Origin of the sequence: Claveliimonas bilis, from assembly GCF_020892095.1 — a bacterium.
Classification (GTDB): Bacteria; Bacillota; Clostridia; order Lachnospirales; family Lachnospiraceae; genus Claveliimonas; species Claveliimonas bilis.
Genome location: NZ_AP024845.1, coordinates 429,693 through 449,465 on the forward strand (window position 1 = coordinate 429,693; position 19,773 = coordinate 449,465).

A 19,773-nucleotide genomic window follows, 5' to 3' on the forward strand; every position below is an offset into this window, starting at 1 on the left:
TGTTTCTGCGATAGATTGCAACTTCCTTTCTCATTCTATCGCTTTCTTCTGATATTTTAAATATTTTCTGCTCCTGTCTTACTGCTCCAATTCTCATCACACTCATTAAAAGATAGTAGGCAGATAAACTCCCAAACCATGCCGAATGACTGTAAATTCCTACAAAACCATTAGCGTCGGTGTCCAAGGGGCAACACAGTCGGTGAAGGGTAGATTTTAGTCCCTTCTTCGTTACTTTCACTCCGCGTACGTCTCTGTACGCGTCGTTCAAGTGCCTAAAAGGGGCTAAAATCTGCTCCTTCCCGACTCACAGACTCCAGCTGCAGGAATTTCGGGGTTTTTCAAGGCAGACGATTGAGGCGTACTGGACGTACGCCGAATGAGGATAACAAAGAAAATCCCCGAAATTACGCAGCTTGGAGCGTATTGTCCCCTTGTACACCGACGCTAAAGACAGCAAATATGATATTGCCTGTCAGTCCGGGAACGGCAAACAGAACCGTTCGCAGCCTGTAATCGGCAGTCATCCTGTCTGCAAAAGGATTGGCCTTGATTTTCGGCTTTACTATGTCTTTGACAATATACCGGATATCCAATATCAGGTAATAACTGCTTACAAACAAAGCCACTGCCGCCAAAGTATAACAGACAACTGAAATTCCATATGCAAAGCGGTCGGATATTACACTGACTATAGAAAGCACAACAAAAAGAACAGTCAGAAAGTACAGTAATAGCCGGTATCCAATGCGTAGTTTTGGGAATCTCAAAAAGTTTTTCCTATTTTTGTGCCGCAAGCCTTTTTCGCGCCTCTTCTACAGATTCATCTTCTCTCGTCAGAAAACTGTCTACAAACTTGTCTGCTATTTTATTAAATCCCCTGACTGTATTATCTTCGATTTTTTTATAACCGCCTACTACACCGTCCTCGATTTTCTTATACCCTCCAACTACTTTTTCTGCAATCTTTTCGTTTGTCTGCACTAATTTTGATTTCGCCATTTTCGATTCACCTTTCTATTTATTTTCCTTGTTTCATTTGACAGTAAGAAAATAACTCTCCATTGTTAATTTCATGTTTCTCTTATGTTTCTAAAATATTAATTTCTTGATCATTCGAAAAAATAATCTTTTCCCCAAGAGGGCAACAGGCAGAAGAAAATATCCTCTTCTCCCGCCCGTTTCCTTTTTAAAAAGTGATATTATCCTCTTTGATCCTTAAAAGGCTGCAGTTTCTTCTTCAGCCGGTGCATCCTCTGATACACGGCGTCTTCCGACAGCCGCGTAAGCTGTGCGATCTCCCTTGTAGAATATCCCTGAATTTTCAGCAAAAGAATTTGCAGCACACTCTGATCCAGCGCAAGCAGTTCATAATATAAATTTCTGCTCTCGATTTCATTAAGAAGATCCAGAACAGTTATAACCTCAATATCCTGTTCCTTTCCTGCCGTATTTTCTATGTACTCTGCCATTTCATTAGAATGCACATAAAAGCGCCTGTCAGAATTAAACTCTATACGGTCATACGCACGGATTTCTGCTATGATCTCTTCATCAACGCCGTTCTCCCGCATGAGCTTTTCTTCTTTTTCTTTCCAGATCTGCCATTTTCGTTCTGCTTTTCCATGATTGTATCCCACTTTTTTTCTCCTTTCCTTAGTCTCTTTGCATCCAGACTAAAAAGGCGGGGCACGGCTTCTTCTAAGCACTGCAGACTCTAATCGGATTCCGGTAAAAAGCAGCAAAAAAAAGACTGCAACGGTTGAAAGGCCATTGCAGTCATGAAAAAGAAAACTTCTTTTATCTATTTTTTTAATATCCACTTTAAACAAGAAAAAGCAATATAAACAATTGAACTCAAACAGAGTATTTCTGCCAAATTCCATCTTTTTAATGTCCGGCCCTTTGATGATACTATATAACCCTTACATTGATCAAAGTGTCTTTCTTATATTTTAGACAACAGAGGGGATAGTTTGTCAAGTCTATCCTCTTCAAAATTCTACATTTGTTTTTCAGCCGGTTTTTTCCTACCTAACAAGACGCAAGTCTCCACATGATATGTGCCCGGGAAAAGGTCAATGCACACTGCTCTTTCCATCTGATAGCCTCTTCCCTGCAGCATTTCCAGATCTCGGGCAACGCTGGTAGGTTTACAGGCAATGTACACGATACGTTCTACTCCGAAACCGATGATCTTCTCAAGGGCCTTGGGATGCACGCCGTCCCGCGGCGGATCCAGAACGATCAGATCGGGAACCTCTCCTAATTCATCAATGACCTTCAGTACATCTCCAGCCCAGAAACTGCAGTTATCAAGGCCGTTTAAAGCTGCATTCTCTCTGGCAGCCCGTACCGCCTCTTCCACAATCTCCACGCCGACTACTTTTTTTGCCACCGGTGCCAGAATCTGTGCAATCGTTCCTGTACCGCTGTAAAGGTCAAAAATCACTTTATCTTTTGTTTCTCCCACATAATTTCTGGCGGCCTCATAGAGAACTTCCGCTCCCAGAGAGTTTGTCTGGAAGAAAGAAAATGGCGTAATCTTAAATTTCAGTCCCAGCAATATTTCATAAAAATAATCCTGACCGTACAAAATTTCTGTACCTTCATCTTTCACTACATCAGCAAGACTGTCATTGGATGTATGCAGGATCCCGGCAATTTTCCCTTTCAAGCATCCTTGTTTTTCCAACTCCACCAGACGATTGGCCCAGCTTTCCAGGTCTGCCTGATTCTGTGTGGTCGTCACGATATCTACCAGGATTTCTCCGGTTTTTACTGCTTTTCGTACCAGAAGATGACGGAAAAATCCTATATGTCTCATCCGGTGATAGTATGGAAGCCCTGTCTCTTTTGCAAACTCCAGCGTAGCAGAAAGAATCTGGCGGAAATCTTCGTCTACGATCCTGCATTCTCCTACATTGACAATATCATGAAAACTGCCTCTTTTATGCATGCCAAGAGCCAGAGGTCCATCCTTATATTCATCTCCGAAAGAAAATTCCATCTTATTTCTATATGCTTCCTCCACAGGTGAAGGGAAGATTCCATCCCACTGAAATTCATGGTCTGCCGCCTTTTCCAACATCTCATGGACCTGCTGTTCTTTCAGCTTCAGTTGCTGTTCATAGGGCAGATTCTGGTAAGTGCATCCCCCGCACTGTCCAAAATGAGGACACAGAGAATCTTTCTCCAGTGAAGATTTCTCTGTTACTTCCAAAAGACGCCCTTCTGCCTTACCTTTTCTCATTTTGTTGACAGAGCATTTGACTTTCTGACCGGGAACTGTATTTTTTACAATGACATACTGCTCCTCTTCCGGCACATAAACCTTTCCTTTATTGGGAAACTCTATCTTTTCTACAATTCCTTCTACTATCTGTCCTTTTTTCATTTCTGCTTTCTTTCTCCTTTATCTGTTCCTGAAGCGGTCACCAAGGTCTCGAGCACGCCCGGTCTTTGACCCGTCACCGTAACAAAAAGAAAGACAGAACATAGTGTTCTGTCTCTTCTCCTTTTGGCCCTTATACCTGATCTTCCTCACTGAAGAAATCGTCATCGAAATCATCGTCAAAATCTTCTTCAAAATCCTCCAGGTAATCTGGGGTAAAGAAACAATATACTGCATATGCAATTGCTGCCACTGCTGCGATCGCTCCTACAATGGCCAGTACCCACAGCACTGTCTTTCCGCGTTTTTCATCATCATCTTTTTTCCGAATCAGCTCATTCAGTTTTGATGCTGCAATAATATCCTCTACTTTGCTCATCTTTCCTACACATCCTTTCTTATGCCCGTCTGGCTGGTATAGATTTAATATATTTTATTATAACACCATCTGCGCCATATTACTACTGCTTTTCCCGGGAAATTTTCTGAAAAATCCCGGTATAAGTTTTCGTACATTTTTATATTTTCTGCAGTTTTGCAAATACGGCGAACATTTTTTTCGTTCCGGCCGTATCAAATTCCACAGTCACTTCATAATCTCTTCCGCCTTCTACAATGGAGGTCACAATTCCTTCTCCAAATTTCACATGACGTACTCTGTCGCCCACATCATAGCCGGGACCTTTTCCTCCTGCAACTTTAAACTGCTGTACCGGCTTTGGCGCAGTGAAGGGCTTTGACCGGAAAGACTGCCTTGCCTGCTGCCACGGCTTCGGCTTTTCTTCTTCCCTTTCCTCTTTTTCAAATTTTATTCCCGTTGCCAGAAGTTCCATAGGAATCTCTTTTAAAAACCGGGACATTTTATTGTACTGCGTTTCTCCTCTTACCATACGGCGCTTTGCGCAGGTTAAAGTCAGATGTTCCTTAGCCCTTGTGATTCCCACATAACAAAGCCTTCGCTCCTCCTCTATCTCCTCCGGATCGTCTGCCGTAATGGTCATATAGCTTGGAAACAGCCCATCTTCCATACCTGCAAGATAAACCTGTGGAAATTCCAGTCCTTTGGCGCTGTGCAGCGTCATCAAAACAACATAGTCGCTGTTCTCATCCAGACTGTCCACATCCGCTACAAGAGCAACCTCTTCCAGGAATCCACTTAACCCCGGTCTCTCTCCCTGTTCCTGGCAGGCCTCCTCATAAGCGGCTATTTTATTTTTCAGCTCATCAATATTTTCAATTCTTGCTTCCGCCTCTATTTCCCCTTCTGTTTTCAGCTCTTCTATGTACCCGGTGGTTTCCAGGATCTCATCCAGAAGCTGAGAAATACTGATCTCATCAGCCCTGGTACGGAAATGTTCCATCAAAGCTGCAAATGACTCCAGCCGTGCAAGTCCTCTTCCGATTCCCGGAATCAGATCTGCTCCCAGCAAAGCCTCATAAAAACTGATATCTCTGGCAAGGGCATATTCCTGCAGCCGGTTTACACTGGTAAGTCCGATCCCTCTTTTTGGAACATTGATAATACGTCTGACCGCAAGGTCGTCTCTGGCATTATCAATAGTCTTTAAATAAGCAAGCAGATCTTTTATTTCCCGCCTTGCATAGAAATTAATGCCGCCCACAATTTTATAGGGAATATTGGCCGCTACAAGCTTCTCCTCCAAAAGCCGGGACTGAGCGTTTGTCCGGTAAAGGACCGCATTATCATTATAATTGCACCTTCCGTTTTCTATGTTCTCTTTTATATCGCCCACAATATATTCTGCCTCGTCATAGGCGGTGTCAAACTGACGAAAGGTGATCTTTTCTCCCTGACCGTTATCCGTCCACAATGTCTTTTCTTTTCTGCCCCTATTGTTTCTTATCACTGCATTTGCTGCATCGAGTATCGTACTTGTGGACCGGTAATTCTGCTCCAGCTTGATCACCCTGGCATCCTCAAACACCTGCTCAAAATTCAGGATATTTCTGATATTTGCTCCCCGGAATTTGTAGATGGACTGGTCATCATCACCTACTACACATAAATTCCGGTATTTAGCAGCCAGCAGACTGACAAGCTGAAACTGTACCGTATTGGTATCCTGGTATTCATCGATCATAATATACCGGAAGCGCTCCTGATAATAGTCCAGAACCTCCGGCTGTGTCTGGAACAGCTGCACCGCTTTCAGAAGAAGGTCGTCAAAATCCAGTGCGTTATTTGCCCTCATCTGTTTTTCATATTCCTCATAGACGGAAGCTATTTTCTGCCTTCCGAAATCCCCTTCTGACTGCAGCCGGTATTCTTCCGGAGTAATAAGCTCATTTTTCGCCGCTGAAATAGCTGCCAGAAGATTTCTCTCCCGATAAACTTTTGTATCAATCTGAAGACGTTTGCACACATCCTTCATCAATGTTTTCTGATCGTCTGTGTCATAAATCGTAAAATTTGTATCGTATCCCAGGCGATCAATGTGGCGTCTCAAAATCCTCACGCATGTAGAGTGAAAAGTACTCACCCAAATGCTTTCCGCCCCAAAACCAACGATCTGATCCACCCTTTCTCTCATCTCGCCGGCCGCTTTATTTGTAAAAGTAATGGCAAGGATATTCCAGGGATTAATTCCTTTTTCTTCTATTAAATATGCAATCCTGTGTGTCAGCACGCGGGTCTTTCCCGATCCGGCTCCTGCCAGGATCAAAAGTGGTCCCTCTGTATGATATACCGCTTCTCTTTGCGGCCCGTTCAGGCTGTCATAAATACTCATACTTTCTCCTTAAAATGATATTTTCACGTTACGCTTCATCATACCATACTTTTATTTTTCTTTCCAGCCTTGACTCACACCGCTATAGAATTATATTTGATGTGACAGCATTCTTATGATATACTATGTACTAACACTGAGATAGGGTTGAAATTTCTACTGCATGTGTTTACACTGCGCTGATTTTTGCGCAAGAAACCGAGGTGATCAGATATGAATATAAATGAATCTGCGGAAAATTATCTGGAAACGATTCTTATCTTAAGCAAATCCCATCCTGTCGTCCGCTCTGTGGATGTTGCTACCGAATTGGATTTTAAAAAATCCAGCGTCAGTGTGGCTATGAAAAAACTGCGGGAAAGCAATCACATTCAGGTATCACCGGAAGGATACATCACTCTGACGCCATCCGGGCGGGAAATTGCCGAATGTATCTATGAACGTCATCAGCTGATCTCTTCCTGGCTGATCCGTCTCGGCGTGGATCCCAAGGTAGCTGTAGCAGATGCCTGCCGCATGGAACATGTCATCAGCGCCGAAAGTTTTGAAGCGATCAAACGCCATATTGAATAAAGATCTTCACTGTTATCAGCGAACACAAAACCGGTAAAGATTTCGTTCTTTACCGGCTCCTTTTATTCTCCGTTTCAACAATATCCTTTTCTCTCTGCAGTAAGTTTTTTACATATTCCAGATCCTTGGGCGTATCCACTGAAAGACTTTCCACCTCTTCAAGCACAATAAACTGCAGATGTTTTCCGTAATCCAAAAAACGCAGCGTGTCGATTCCCTCGATCTTCTCAAAAGTCCCCGGCACAGAATTTTTGTAAAAGTCCAGCATCTTCTTATTATATCCAAGAATCCCCACATGTTTGTAATAGGTAACATCAATGGATAGAAAAGGGTTGGGGATTGGCGTTCTCGACATGTAGAGCGCCCGAAGGGATGAGTCAAACACTACTTTAATATTGGAAGGATCCAGCACTTCTGCCGGAGATGTCACAGGTGCAATAATATTGGTACCAAACTCCTCCTCTGTCGGAATAGTATCCGGAATCACAGCGTCGATATATTCCGGACGGATCAAAGGCTCATCACCGTTGATCTGCACATAGAAATCTGCCCCAATCCTTTCGGATACTTCCTGAAGCCTGCTGGCTGCATTGCGGTGAGATGTTCCGGTCAGAACTGCCGGAATCTTCCATTTGCTGCATTCTTCCATAATCCTCTCATCATCTGCCGCTACCAGAACCTGATCTAATCTTTTTGCCTTTATTGCCTTCTGATACACCCACCAGATCATCGGCCTTCCCTGGATATCCTGAATGGGTTTCCCCGGAAGCCGGGATGCTCCATATCTGGCCGGTATAATTCCTACTGTCCGCATTATGCTTTTCCTCCCTTTCCCGAAAACGACACAAAAGACATCTGCCTGAGATGATTCCCTCTCTTGTACGCCGCCATTGACATTATATTTTATATAAAAGGACCTCTTCTTTATTCTCTCTCCTTGTGATCGTTCTGCTTCCAGGGTGAAAGGCAAATTTCTCCCCTGCATATCTGGCAAACCCGTTTTCTACTCTTTCTTCCAGATATTTCACCGCTTCCTCCGGTTGATTCAGATCAATTCCGGCCATAATATCCGGCCCGTAATCCCACCATTTGACCTGTTCCAGCTTTTCGATCACTTTATCTGAAAAGCGTTTCCGGATCGTTCTTGCAGGCACGCCTCCCACAATCGTGTAAGGCTCCACATCCCTTGTCACCACTGCCCCCGCTCCTACCACGGCGCCGTCTCCGATGGTCACTCCCCTCAAAATAACAGCCCGGTTACCGATCCAGACATCATTGCCGATGACGATCCTTGTCTTTCCTTTCAGTTCATGCTCTTTTTGATAACGCACAATCTCTTCCAGAAAACCCTCCTGACTGCACAGACTGTGGAAATTCCGGTTCCAACTGTTGTCCATATTCTGGAAAAGAAGATGGGTACTGATGGATTCAACGGGATGAACGGCGCCTCCCATGATCACTTCTGAAGCAAAAAGGGCGAATCTTCCAATGGATTCGATAAACCTAAGACTACTGTTCTGATTAAAAAAAGAAAATGCTCCGATCTTCTCCGCATCAATCTTTACTCCGGAACAAAATCTCACGGGAGCCTCCAGCACACAATCCTTTGCAGAGGCATAGCAAATATCTGTATCTTCTCCGGTAAGTGTAACCCCCTGGCCGTATTCTGTTGGAAAATAAAATTTTGAATTGATAAGCATGTCTTCATTCCACCTGTCTCTTTTTCCTTACACACCGACGTCGGTATGCTCTGACTGTCCGAAATTTTATCCATTTTCCGGGAACTGGTAAAGCAGCGTCTTTTGATCCATAAGTTTACTGTAAATACAGCAGTATCCGTCTTTATACCGGATTTTCATTCCTGTTTCCATCGGAAGGATCGGCGTTATCTGATCCTTCTCTTTCTCCAGGATTTCCAGCACTTTGTCAAAATCTGCCCTTGCAAAATCTGCCTTCCCAAGAAGTCTTTCCCCATAATCCCACCACCGGATCTTTTTCAAACGTTCTGTCTCTTCCCTGCTAAAGCGATATTCCCATATCTTTGCCGGATTACCATAGACAACCGAGTAAGAAGGTATATCTTTATCAGCAGCGGTACCGGGTAAAAGGATAGCTCCATCGCCAATAGAGATTCCTTCCGCCACTACTGAATGGGCACCGATATAAACATCGCTCCCTATCCGGAGTTTCTTCTTTGCAGTTGATCGATACACCTGTACAGGAACCATAAATTTTTCATACCAGGACAGAGCGCGCCCCTTTACAAAATAAGAGGTACTGATACGCTTTCCCGTTTCTGCCAGTTCCGCCCCAATGCTGCAGTATTCCCCTATGGTGACAAAACGTCCCACCGATTCTGTCCGCAGGATACTTGTTCCCCTTCCGATAAAAGTCCCCATACCGATAAATCCGGCCTCGATCTCTGCTCCATCACCAATACACACCGCTGCCTCTATATCTACCCGGGGACATCTTCTCTTATGACCGATCCTGCAGTCTCCATTTACTGTGACTGCCCGTCTTCCGTCAGGAAGCATAAGAGCCTGACTACGGTTCACCCACATCTCTTTTCACCTTTCCTTCCAATACGGAAATTTTACTCTTCAGCTCTTTTTCCCGTCTGATATATTCCAGAAGCCTTTTTTGAGTTGCCTCCAGAATCCCTTCCAGCATGCGGATTTTCATCTGATCGTCATTTAATTTTTCAATAGCAATTTCCTCTTCCAGATAAGGAAGCTTGATCTCTTCCCAAAATTCTGCTGCCATTTCTTTTATCTCTTCCTTTCCTGACTGAAAAAATATTGTGTGCTGCCTTTCCCCTTCCCGGACACTGACAGGGATCATCTTCTCAAAGCTTTTCATCCGGTACCCTTTCTTTTCATTGAGATACAGGATACCTTCCGCCCCCTCTTCTCTTTCTTTCCCGCCTATTTCTCCTTTGATTCTCACATCCTCTTCTTCCAGATCTCCTGTAAAACAAAGACATGGGCCTTCTGCCTTTTCCCGGCTTACTGAAAATTTCCCCGAAAATTCCGGACAAAGCTCTGCCAGGTAATGAAGCTGAATCTCATTGACTCCTGATACACATATATGGTATATTCCCAGATGGTCCGCCAGCCGTAAGGCTGCATAATAAATTCCGTCATACACATAACTTGTCTCATAGGAAGGTCCGAAAATAATATGCTCCTTAAATTCTCCCCGGATCTGATTGACCCCTGTAGAACTTACGGTGCAGACGCTGTCCGGCATCTTCTCAAACACAAGGGGAAGAAGCTCTGAAGGAAAAGTCTCACGGATCACCTCCGCCTCCGGAAAAAGCCGATGATAGTAAAGAATATCGTCCGGATGCGTTTTAATGATAACTTCCCTGTCTCTTAAATAATAAGCAAAGAGGTGACGGTAAATACAGATCTGTCCGTCGTAGGGAAGCTGCCCTAAATTGGCAAACTGCTGGGTCAGAAGAAGTACTCTGTCCTCCCTCCCTTTTTGAAAAGGAAGGGTAAAAATATGCCGGATGGCTTCTTTTTTCTGATCCGTCAGACTGTGAAAGTGTTCCATAACCTGAAAATCTTCTGCCTTTTTGTCATAAAATCCCTGTTCCTGGGCTTTCATATCACAATATTTTTTTGTAATCATGGAATTTTGATGATCGTACAGCCGATACTTTTCAATCAATTCATATCTGGCAGGTGAACTTTTTCGATGAATATCAGCCAGAATCCAGGGACGGCTTAAAGCTCCGCTTCCATCCTCAAACATTTCAAAGGGAATCCCTCGAAAAGCCATATATACCTGCAGGTAAGTATGGATGCCTGCTGCCAGTATTTTTTCAAAATCCTCCAGAGCATAAGGCAGGCTTACCTTCAGTTCTTCTTCTACCTGACGTATGATCTCATCCTCGCTCCCCCTGTATCCGCCAAAGCGGAACAGATATACTTCATCAAAAAATCCCTTTGTCTCCAGTTCCCAGTATTTCGGCATCCTCTCCCGGATATAGGTTCCCAGGATTAAGATACATTTCTGATCTTTATAAAAAACCTGTCTGTGAACCATACATTCCAGAATCTGGTACGACGACAGCGCCTGATATAATATCATGATCCTTCCTCCCATAATCCTGCTTTTTTCATTACCTCTGATACTGATTCCATCACAGCCTCTTCCCCAGTAGCAAAAAGGTCTCGGCCAAAGATATAATTTCCGAAATATTTTTTCAGCCACAGAAGATTTCTGGAAAAATACTGAAACGGCATATAGGCGTCATGACCGGATATATCCAGCATAAAGGGAAAATCCCGGAACCTTTTCTGATACTCCTTTACAAAATCCAGCGTTCCCTGATGGATCTCCCGGTTATGGCGGTAGTTTTCCACTTCCGGAATGTCATAGAGAAACTTCCCCTGCTGATCAAAGCCAAGGAAGGTGGGAGTGCTCGACTGGGTGAGTATCTCAAAAAAGAAAGAATTAAGTTTCTTGTTTTCTTCCTGATGGGCGTCGTGGAGTCCCTTATTGTACATATTGGAAAAGATGTAAGTTTCCACTCTTTTCCTCTGCATCATCCCGGCCATATATGTGTCATTGACATTTCTTGCAGCTGCCAGCAGACAGTGGATCCGACAGTCCATCCCGTATGCCTCCTCCACAAGATACTTAACCTGAAGCACATTGTTGCCGGACCATCCTACATCTACTACCGCTGCCTTTTTCGCATTCTGGATCTTTCTCTCCAGATAAGAACGGATATAAGTATCATCGGCCTCATAACAGCTGCATACTTCATCCCAGTGATCCAGCAAAAGCTCCCTTAATACTTTCTCATTTCCCGGTGTCAGAAATTCTTCTTCCTTCAGCCGGTAATCCGGCAGATATGCTTTTAGTCTTCCAGTACCGGTTCGCTCCAGCAGCGTCCCTATCATAGATTTATACAGTGCATTGGCCTTATGATGAACGATCTGCAGAAGGTAAGGATGCCGGTTCTTTCTCACTGTCGTTTTCACCACCGGAATCCTGGACCAGAGAACATATTCTGTGGGGATGTCCGGATACATTTCCTGAAAAACTTTCTGATAAATATCCCCTTCCCGCGCAAGGAACAGGACCTTCTCCAGCTCATGTTCCCTGACATAACGGGCAATCCACTGGCAAAATCCCATGCAGTAAAACCCGGTATAGACAAACCCCACTTCATAGTAAGGGGTAAAACTTCTCCTTCCGCTGTGCAGCCAGGCATTAACGATCCCACGATAAGCGCTCCCCGCAAGATAAGACATATCCTTCGCCCGGTATCTCCTGCCCGCCTCATTGACATTCTGATAAAACCGGGCGTCAATTCCCTTTTTCCGGGCTGATTCCAGATCAGATACAGGATGATCCCCCACATGAACGATGGTTCTGCCTGCATACTTCTTTTTCAGCACATCATAGAGTCCCCCGTCTCTTTTGGAACAGTTATAGTCGCAGGATACAATAATTTCGTCAAAGCCTTCATAGCCGCAGCAGGAAAGGAGTTTCTCCATTTTGGCAGCAGAAAGATACATATCCGACAAAGCTACCAGGATCTTGCCCTGTTCTTTGAGTATATGAAAAACTTCCAACATGTAGGGATTCCCGTAACACAGGCAGCATTCCATGGAAAATTCAAGTGCAGCACCTTCCTTCGGGTCGATCCCGGTCTCGTCCGCCACAAGATCATAGATTTCCTCCAGTGTCACTTCCCTGTTGCCCCTTTTTAAACGGCTGTTCTGCCTTGCTTCTTCCTCCGCACTTCGCCTGATCTCACAGAAATCCATAATATCAAGCTCCTCCCCTTCCAGAACAAAGAGGTCGTAAGGGTGCTCAAAGGGACGGAAGATCAGTGTGTCAAAAACATCGAATGAAATGACTTCATAGGGCATCATCCCTTTTGCAAGATGCATAAAGCTGATCCGTCCATCGCCGGCTGATTCGGCCCCTTTCTCCGGCAGAGGGCCGCTGTTTCCTCCCCTGTATTTTTCTGCCGGCGCCGTCACAGAAACAGGGATGGAATAATCATGGTATTTCTTCCCGTCCCCTGTATATTTCAGCTTGTACTCATAGGAAATTCCCCCGCTGATCTTTTCATCCATATATGAGTCCTTTTCTGTCTGGATCAGAAATATATATGGCTTCCCTTCCTCCGCGCGGTAGAGATTATAATGAATAGCCCCCGGCGCCCTTTTCCAGGAAATTCGGATTCCTTCTCCTTGTTTTGCCTCCGCTGTCATAATCCCTGCCGCCGTATTTTGATTTCTGTTTTTTCCTTTTATATCTGAGGAAACTTTTTCTTTTCCCAGCTTTTGTGACAATTGCTCCATAAAGTACAATTCTTTATTCTGTACAGCAGATACGGTCAGAACCTCTGAAAATTCGCTGTAAAATCTGCCATCCAGGGAAACCTTATATTTAAGGAAATACATTTTTCCATTTCCCATTCCCTGCAGGGTGCATACATGATGCTTTTCTTTTTGTAAAAAATGGTATTTCACCCCGTCTGTAGAAAGATAAATATTGTAGCACACAGCACCCGGCACCCACTCCATGCGAACCTTTGCACTGTCCTTCTTTTGTTTTACAAGGACAAACGTATGGATCCGGTTTTTCTGACTGTTCCGGTATTTCCAGGACAATCCCAGAAGCACAAGCCAATGTTTCCATCTTTTCTTCTTATGCTCCTCTAAATGTCCCCGGACATAGCGCTCATATTCTTTTTGTATTCTCTCATTTCGGCGGACAATCCTGTCATAAAACCAATCCTTCATACTGTATTCCCCTTTTTTCCAGAATCATCTCCACAAATTCACGTACTGCTCCCTCCCCTCCTTTGCTGGAAAGTACAAAAGGACAGAAGGCCTTGATCTGTTTCGCTGCATCCTGGGGACAGACAGCCGTCCCTACGCATTTCATTGCCTCCAGATCATTCAAATCATCTCCAATATAGGCAGCCTCCTCCGGGGCAATCTTTTTCTCTTCAAGGAAGCGGACAAGGAACTCTTTTTTATCCTTTATATTCTGAAAGACCTCCCGGATGCCAAGCTCTTTTGCTCTTCTCGAAACACACATGCTCTCTCTTCCTGTCAGGATCACAGTCTCAATTCCCGCCTGTCTTGCAAGGAGGATCCCTGCCCCGTCCTTAATGGAAAACTTTTTCATTTCCTCTCCCCGGCTGTCCAGATAAACCCCTCCGTCTGTCATCGTGCCGTCCACATCCAGGATCAGATACCGGATCATATCCAGCTTTTCAAGTACCTGCTGCATTTAAACCGCCTCCTCGTATTGTGATGGAGTCAGGAACAAAATCTTGATTTTCTTCTGCAGTTTCCGGATTTCTCCGGCAATCTTCCGGTTATCTCCCTCTCTGGCATTTTGAAACGCCCCGAAATATCCTTTCATATAATCTTCTCCTTCCTCTGTGTATCCGTCAAACCCTGCAAGTGCGGCTTCCTTTACTTTCAGAAGGCTCATCAGACGAAGAAGCATAATGCCGCAGTTTTCCGAAGGCTCTTCTCCTTCCAAGGCAAGGCGCCGGTAATTGATGACATCATCTCCCGGACGAACGCCTTTTGTAATGTTAGATGTAAGAATCACATGGATATCCTGTTTCCGAAGCGCCTGATACTCCGCAAAACGTTTTGCATTGCTGAAAAAGGCAAAGCCGCCTTCCTGCTCCGCAAAATAGAAATTTGCTGACACGATGATTGCCTTTTGGGATCTGATATAGTCTTTCACCTTATCCCACTGATATTCCAGACTTGTCCCCGGAGCCAGCAAAACTACCGCACGGCCTTCAAATATCTGTTTCAGACTGCCAAGGGAAGCCTGATCTGACACCGTCTGATTTTTATATTCTTGATACAGCTCTTCAATACAAGCCGGATCAAAGGCACTTTTTTTGTTTTCCGGCAGCATTTTTAAGATCTGATGCATGTCTCTTGCGGTGAGGGTTCCTTTCGACAGCAGATATTCGGCATAATTCCGGTGGAGATTATATTTTGCTGAGATGAAATATTCCGCCATGTAACCCCAGGGTTCCCTGCTCTTGATGGGAGTAATATACTCCTCGATGGCATCCAATACCGGATCAATGTCATAATCTTTCCCATAACTTCGGTTCATATAATCCATGATCAGTTCCAGACAGAGATTCCCCGGTACCCGCCCCATTCCGTTTAAAGAAGCGTCCAGAACGCAGTTTCTCCTTGGATCCTTCATCTCCAGAAACGTCTGGGCAAGAAGAAAAGACTGGGCCATGTTTTCATGGAGGTGAATGCCCAAAACAATCGCTTCGTCTAAATTGTTCTCACAGAGAGAATAAATCCTCACCAACTCTTTTTTTGTCATGGAACCAAAGGTATCTACAATAGAAAATCCGTAAGGTTCCAGATTGCTGACTTTTTTCAGAAGCTTTACCAGCTCCTGATCCCGGTAACCCATAATATTGATGGGATTGATAAAAAGCTGGTAGCCTTTTTCCTTCACCTTTCTGCAGAAATCCAGTCCTTCTTCCACATCATAGTCATGGAAAGTAACACGCACTGCGTCCACAGTCCCGTCACACTCTTCCAGATTTCGTATATCATACTGATTGTGAAGGGCCATAGCTACAAATTTTGTATTTCCATGGCTGGAAGGAAGGACTTTTTTCAATTCTCTTACAGAATGAAACAAGGTACGGTCAGGATCATAGGTACAGTTCCTTAAAAATCCCACCTCCACCAGATCTGTTTTGGCCTCGATCAGCCTGTCAATGATACTTCGGATCGTCTTTTCCCCAAAATTCCAGTCGTTGATGTATCCTCCGTCCCTTAACGTACAATCCAGCAGTCTAATGTTTTCCATGTCCGTCTCCTTTCTGATCTCCGGTGTCATCCTGCTCTTTTTCCTCTACCCCTTCCGCATTTTCTTTCTGAAACAGAATGCGGACAGTGAGAAACAAAAGGCGGATATCCAGCCGGAGTGAATATTGATAAATATAGATCAGGTCGTATTTTATCTTATCTTCCGGGCCCGTATTGTATTTCCCGTATATCTGTGCATATCCTGTAAGACCTCCCCGCACTTTCAGCCTCTCCGTAAATTCCGGAATTATTTTTGCATACTCTTCAATAAACTCCCGCCGTTCCGGTCTTGGACCTACCAGAGACATCTCTCCCCGAAAGATGTTAAAAAGCTGTGGCAGCTCGTCAAAATGAAGATTCCGGATTACTCTCCCCACCTTTGTAATGCGGCTGTCATATTTTCCCGCAAGCCTTGGCCCGTCCTTTTCCGCACCCACATGCATACTTCTGAATTTCAGCATGTCAAATTCCCTGCCGCCCTTTGTCACTCTTTTCTGCCTGTAAAATACGGGACCTCTATCCTCAAGCTTAATACCAAGTGCGATCAGCAGCATGATAGGAAGGGCTGGAACAAGAAGAAGGAAGGATACTATCACATCCTCTGCCCGCTTTATCACCTCCTGCTCCCTTGTGAGGCGACTTTGGCTGCATCGGAAAAGTACTTTGTCATAAAGCCGCAGGATCGTAGTATTTTTGATATAAATATCTGTCACTTTTGGAATACTGTAGCATTCCCGGTCCAGCCGGACAGCAGTTTTCATAAGCTCATTTCGCTCCTGACAGGGAATATCTCCAAGAAAAACCGCCTCACACTCTTCCATCAGCTTCATTGCTTTTGGGATTCCCTCTCTAAAATGCATAGATTTTGTAATTTGAAAGTATCCGTTGATCCGGTTATTTTCCAGAACAGTCTCAGGCATCCTCTCTCTGTTCCCGTAAATAAAAAGAGATTTCTTGAAGGACTGTCCCTTCAGATAAATCCAGAAAAAGAGAACGGCCCACAGGATACCTGACATGACCTCTAATAAAGTCAGTGTGAAAAAATATGGAAGTATGGCTTCAAAAGAGAGCGTGCTGACTGTATACATCAGCAGGGCAAAAAAGAGATTTGCACACAGAGCGCCGAAAAACTGCCCGTATACAAGGTCAAGGATCCTCCTTTGCTCGATATTTCCGGCCTCCAGCATCAGATAAGATACTTCCAGCATCACCATATACAAAAGAGTGACCGGAAGATAACGCTCTTTCCAGATTTCCCGCATTACTTGTGCCGATGCCAGAAAATACAGGCCGATAAGCATCCCCTGAGTCAATATTTTCCATGCTCTAAATGTATTGTGTCCTTTCCTCATTGTCTTATACCTGCGGTTTTTCTTTTCTTTCACTGGGTATCGGCGCTGGTGTCCCAGTCAAACAAACGCTCCAGAGCTTTTCTGACCTTTTTATCCTGTAAAAAAAGCAGCAACGGTGCATAGGCATCTCTCCCCTTTATGATTCCCCTTTCTCCTGTAACAAATTCAGGAAAATATTTTCTGTAATCCGCCGTAAAATCTAAAATCCCTCGCTGAATCTGCCGTATCTGCTTTCCGTGAGCCTCTTTCTTTCCATAGCGGAATCCTACTTTTCCATTCTCGTCCAGGCAAAAGCCTTTCAATGTGGGGGAATCCGAAGTAAAAAGAAGCTCCATATACAGATTATGCTTCCGGTTCAGGTCGTGAAATTTCCAGAGATCTCTGTTTTTTGTCTGTGAAAAAAGATAGCTCGCTATCATTCCATCAAAAAAGAAGCTCTCCGACGTATCCGGTCTTGGATTGTGACAGGTGTTTGTACCTGCCAGAAGGCCATACACCTTGCAGGAAAGTCCAAATTCCTCTCTTAAGAGATGCGAAATCCCCATAGCCCCGCTTCCGGCCCAGCCAATATCCACTACGGCAATCCTGCTATGATTCCCTACAAGGGATGTCAGATATTCTCTGACAGCCTCTTTTTCTTCCCGGTAGGCTGTTTCCACCTGATGCCACCTTCTTTTCAGACAGGATCGGCACCTTTTGGCAAGGGGAAGATCCAGCCGGGTATCGGCTCTGCATCCCAGATCTTTGCAGACTTCCAAAAGCATATGCTCCAGCTCCATTGCCTTGAAAATTTCTGCCATGGAATAGCCCTGTCCTGTTTTCTGGAAAAGGAACCTTTCAAAAAAATCTTCCTTCCATGCGCTGCTAAGAATCCGTGCCGCTGCTCCCCGGGACCAGCGCACATAGGCTGTCTCCTCCCCGGGGTACAGACAATCATAGATTTTTTTCAGAATTTCTCCGTCTCTTGCCAGAAACCAAATCTGTGAAATCTCTCTTCTCCTGACAAAATTATGGATAAACTGACAGTATCCAAGAGCCAGTATTCCACCGTATACATAGCCGTATTCATAAAAGGGAGAATAAATCCTGCTGCCGTTATGAAGCCGGATATTCACCATTCCCCCATACATACTGCCTGTAATGACCGACATATCCCGGGGGCGGTATCTTCTCCCCTGCATCTGGATATTGGGATACCAGAACGTATCCCATCCTGCTCTTTTTGCCATCGCAATGTCACTGTGCCGATCATCCCCGATATGGAGGAAATTTTTCTGCCCTGCAAACTCCGCTTCCACCTTCCCGTACATCGTCCCCTCTGCTTTCGTGACTCCCCACCGGGATGAAACAAAACAGGCATCCAGCCCTCCGAATCCCTTTTCAAAAAGCAGACTCTCCAGAAATTCCTGTTCCAGATACATATCGCTGACAGCGATCACTGTTTTCCCGGCTTCTTGAAGCTTCTGTGGAACGCCGGCAAAATAAGGATTTGCAAAACAGTATTTCCGCTCCATGTCCTTTTCTTTGGCTATCCCTTCTTCCGCCGGGATTCCGGTCATCTTTTCCAGAAGATCCCAGATTTCCGCAAGAGTCACTTCCACTCCTTCTCCACACTTTCTTTTCCTCTGCCTGGCCTTTCGCTCCGCTTCTATCCGAAGCAGCCGGAAGTCAGGGCAGGAAAAATGCATGCCTGCCAGATAAAAGAGATCAGCCGGTTCCGAAAACGGCCGAAGAAGCAGCGTATCAAACACATCGAAGGAGATCACGTCAGCAGCCATCATCTTTTGCTTTAACAATCTTCGATCCATGCGCCCCGGACAGGCTGACTCCTGAAGCTTCAGTTTCTTTTTCTCATAAGTCTTTCCGGAAAATCCGCTGTCATCTCTGCCGCCCAGCACATAATACCGGATATTCCAAAAAAGAAGGGCGCACCAGCTAAGAAGCTGTCCCTTCTTTCCGCCATACGTCTTCCTCATTTCGTGATACCGCTTGCGAATACCGGGAACCCGGTTTACCAGCAGTTGGTAAAGCCATATGCGCCCTGCGCTTTTCATCTCTTTTTCTCCTTTCCATACTCCACATAAGCCCGGCAGACTTCCCCGGGATCCCCGATCATTTTCTGCTTCCCCTTTTCAATCCACACCGCCCGGCTGCAGTTTTTCAAAATGGTATCCGTAGAATGAGAGACGATCAAAACCGTTGCTCCGCTGTGTATCATCTCTTCGATGCGTCTGCCGCTTTTTTCCTTAAAAAACAGATCTCCCACACTTAGCACCTCGTCCAGGATCAGTATCCCAGGCGTTTCTCTTACCGTGGCAATGGCGAATCCCAAACGGGATATCATACCGGAGGAAAAGTTTTTTATCTTCTGTTCCATAAAGCCCTCCAACTCTGCAAACTCCACGATCTTTCTATATTTTCTCCGGATAAACTCCCTGCTGTATCCCAAGATCGCACCATTCAGATATACATTTTCTCTGGCGGTCAGTTCCCGGTCAAAGCCGGTCCCCAGCGTAAGGAGCTGAACCTGGCTCTCATCCACCTGTACGCTTCCTCCTGTAGGGATCATAGCGCCGGAAATAATCTTCAAAAGGGTACTCTTTCCTGATCCGTTGGTTCCGATAATTCCCATCACTTCCCCCTCATACACATCAAAACTGATATGATCCAAAGCTTTGAGTGTACGATAACGACGTCTGCCTGCCGCCAGCTGCACCGTAAATTCCTTCAGACTGGAAGCGCTTTCTTCCGGTACTTTAAAATACATACTGACGTCCCGAACAGAAATAACCGGGCAGCCTGCCTTTTTCTTTTCCTCTTTCATATTCTCTTTCCCCTCCTTTTATTAT

17 protein-coding genes are annotated in these 19,773 nt (G+C 44.8%); 1 reads left to right on the top strand and 16 read right to left on the bottom strand.

From position 1 onward, the window contains the following. Nucleotides 1-407: 407 nt before the first annotated feature. The 6 genes from EUBC25_RS02065 to pcrA all read right to left on the bottom strand — a co-directional run bounded on the left by EUBC25_RS02065 (nt 408) and on the right by pcrA (nt 6,144). Complete coding sequence (locus EUBC25_RS02065) at nt 408-770, bottom strand: hypothetical protein (RefSeq protein WP_230106599.1); 363 nt, start codon at nt 768-770, stop codon at nt 408-410. Nucleotides 771-780: 10 nt separating this feature from the next. Then, entirely contained in the window at nt 781-1,002 is a 222-nt protein-coding gene (locus tag EUBC25_RS02070; protein WP_230106600.1) for a hypothetical protein, read from the bottom strand. 200 nt (nt 1,003-1,202) lie between these two features. Continuing rightward, nucleotides 1,203-1,640, bottom strand: coding sequence for an RNA polymerase sigma factor (locus EUBC25_RS02075; protein ID WP_230106601.1), 438 nt, complete (start codon nt 1,638-1,640; stop codon nt 1,203-1,205). A gap of 362 nt (nt 1,641-2,002) precedes the next feature. Continuing rightward, nucleotides 2,003-3,397 carry a 23S rRNA (uracil(1939)-C(5))-methyltransferase RlmD gene (rlmD, locus tag EUBC25_RS02080; RefSeq protein WP_230106602.1) on the bottom strand — a complete coding sequence of 465 codons (1,395 nt, stop codon included), beginning with the start codon at nt 3,395-3,397 and terminating at the stop codon, nt 2,003-2,005. 130 nt (nt 3,398-3,527) lie between these two features. Further along, nucleotides 3,528-3,773 carry a DUF4366 domain-containing protein gene (locus tag EUBC25_RS02085; protein WP_230106603.1) on the bottom strand — a complete coding sequence of 82 codons (246 nt, stop codon included), beginning with the start codon at nt 3,771-3,773 and terminating at the stop codon, nt 3,528-3,530. Between the two features lie 139 nt (nt 3,774-3,912). Continuing rightward, nucleotides 3,913-6,144, bottom strand: coding sequence for a DNA helicase PcrA (gene pcrA, locus EUBC25_RS02090; RefSeq protein ID WP_230106604.1), 2,232 nt, complete (start codon nt 6,142-6,144; stop codon nt 3,913-3,915). Nucleotides 6,145-6,357: 213 nt separating this feature from the next. Here pcrA and EUBC25_RS02095 point away from each other — a divergent pair, with 213 nt between their 5' ends. Continuing rightward, nucleotides 6,358-6,717: a metal-dependent transcriptional regulator gene (locus tag EUBC25_RS02095; RefSeq protein ID WP_230106605.1), complete on the top strand. Its 360-nt coding sequence runs from the start codon at nt 6,358-6,360 to the stop codon at nt 6,715-6,717. A gap of 49 nt (nt 6,718-6,766) precedes the next feature. Here the strand turns inward: EUBC25_RS02095 and kdsB are convergent, their stop codons facing one another. The 10 genes from kdsB to EUBC25_RS02145 form a co-directional block, all read right to left on the bottom strand. Beyond that, the gene (gene kdsB / locus EUBC25_RS02100) at nt 6,767-7,531 is read right to left on the bottom strand and encodes a 3-deoxy-manno-octulosonate cytidylyltransferase (RefSeq protein WP_230106606.1); all 765 of its coding nucleotides are present in this window, start codon (nt 7,529-7,531) and stop codon (nt 6,767-6,769) included. Nucleotides 7,532-7,613: 82 nt separating this feature from the next. Continuing rightward, a complete protein-coding gene (locus EUBC25_RS02105) occupies nt 7,614-8,417 on the bottom strand; it encodes a CatB-related O-acetyltransferase (protein ID WP_230106607.1) in 804 nt (267 codons plus the stop codon). A 66-nt stretch (nt 8,418-8,483) separates the two neighbouring features. Next, the gene (locus EUBC25_RS02110) at nt 8,484-9,275 is read right to left on the bottom strand and encodes an LbetaH domain-containing protein (protein ID WP_230106608.1); all 792 of its coding nucleotides are present in this window, start codon (nt 9,273-9,275) and stop codon (nt 8,484-8,486) included. Next, nucleotides 9,265-10,818, bottom strand: a complete 1,554-nt coding sequence (locus EUBC25_RS02115; RefSeq protein WP_230106609.1) for a polysialyltransferase family glycosyltransferase — start codon at nt 10,816-10,818, stop codon at nt 9,265-9,267. The genes EUBC25_RS02110 and EUBC25_RS02115 overlap by 11 nt, the downstream gene beginning before the upstream one ends. Continuing rightward, a complete protein-coding gene (locus EUBC25_RS02120; RefSeq protein ID WP_230106610.1) occupies nt 10,815-13,496 on the bottom strand; it encodes a hypothetical protein in 2,682 nt (893 codons plus the stop codon). The genes EUBC25_RS02115 and EUBC25_RS02120 overlap by 4 nt, the downstream gene beginning before the upstream one ends. Next, complete coding sequence (locus EUBC25_RS02125; protein WP_230106611.1) at nt 13,477-13,992, bottom strand: KdsC family phosphatase; 516 nt, start codon at nt 13,990-13,992, stop codon at nt 13,477-13,479. Before EUBC25_RS02125 ends, EUBC25_RS02120 begins: the two co-directional genes overlap by 20 nt. Then, entirely contained in the window at nt 13,993-15,573 is a 1,581-nt protein-coding gene (locus EUBC25_RS02130; RefSeq protein ID WP_230106612.1) for an aldolase catalytic domain-containing protein, read from the bottom strand. It abuts the gene before it with no gap. Further along, the gene (locus tag EUBC25_RS02135; protein WP_230106613.1) at nt 15,560-16,924 is read right to left on the bottom strand and encodes an exopolysaccharide biosynthesis polyprenyl glycosylphosphotransferase; all 1,365 of its coding nucleotides are present in this window, start codon (nt 16,922-16,924) and stop codon (nt 15,560-15,562) included. Before EUBC25_RS02135 ends, EUBC25_RS02130 begins: the two co-directional genes overlap by 14 nt. Nucleotides 16,925-16,953: 29 nt before the next feature. Next, nucleotides 16,954-18,978 (bottom strand): HAD-IA family hydrolase, encoded by a 2,025-nt coding sequence (locus EUBC25_RS02140; RefSeq protein ID WP_230106614.1) that lies wholly within the window; start codon nt 18,976-18,978, stop codon nt 16,954-16,956. Then, complete coding sequence (locus EUBC25_RS02145; RefSeq protein WP_230106615.1) at nt 18,975-19,748, bottom strand: ABC transporter ATP-binding protein; 774 nt, start codon at nt 19,746-19,748, stop codon at nt 18,975-18,977. The genes EUBC25_RS02140 and EUBC25_RS02145 overlap by 4 nt, the downstream gene beginning before the upstream one ends. Nucleotides 19,749-19,773 lie beyond the last annotated feature (25 nt).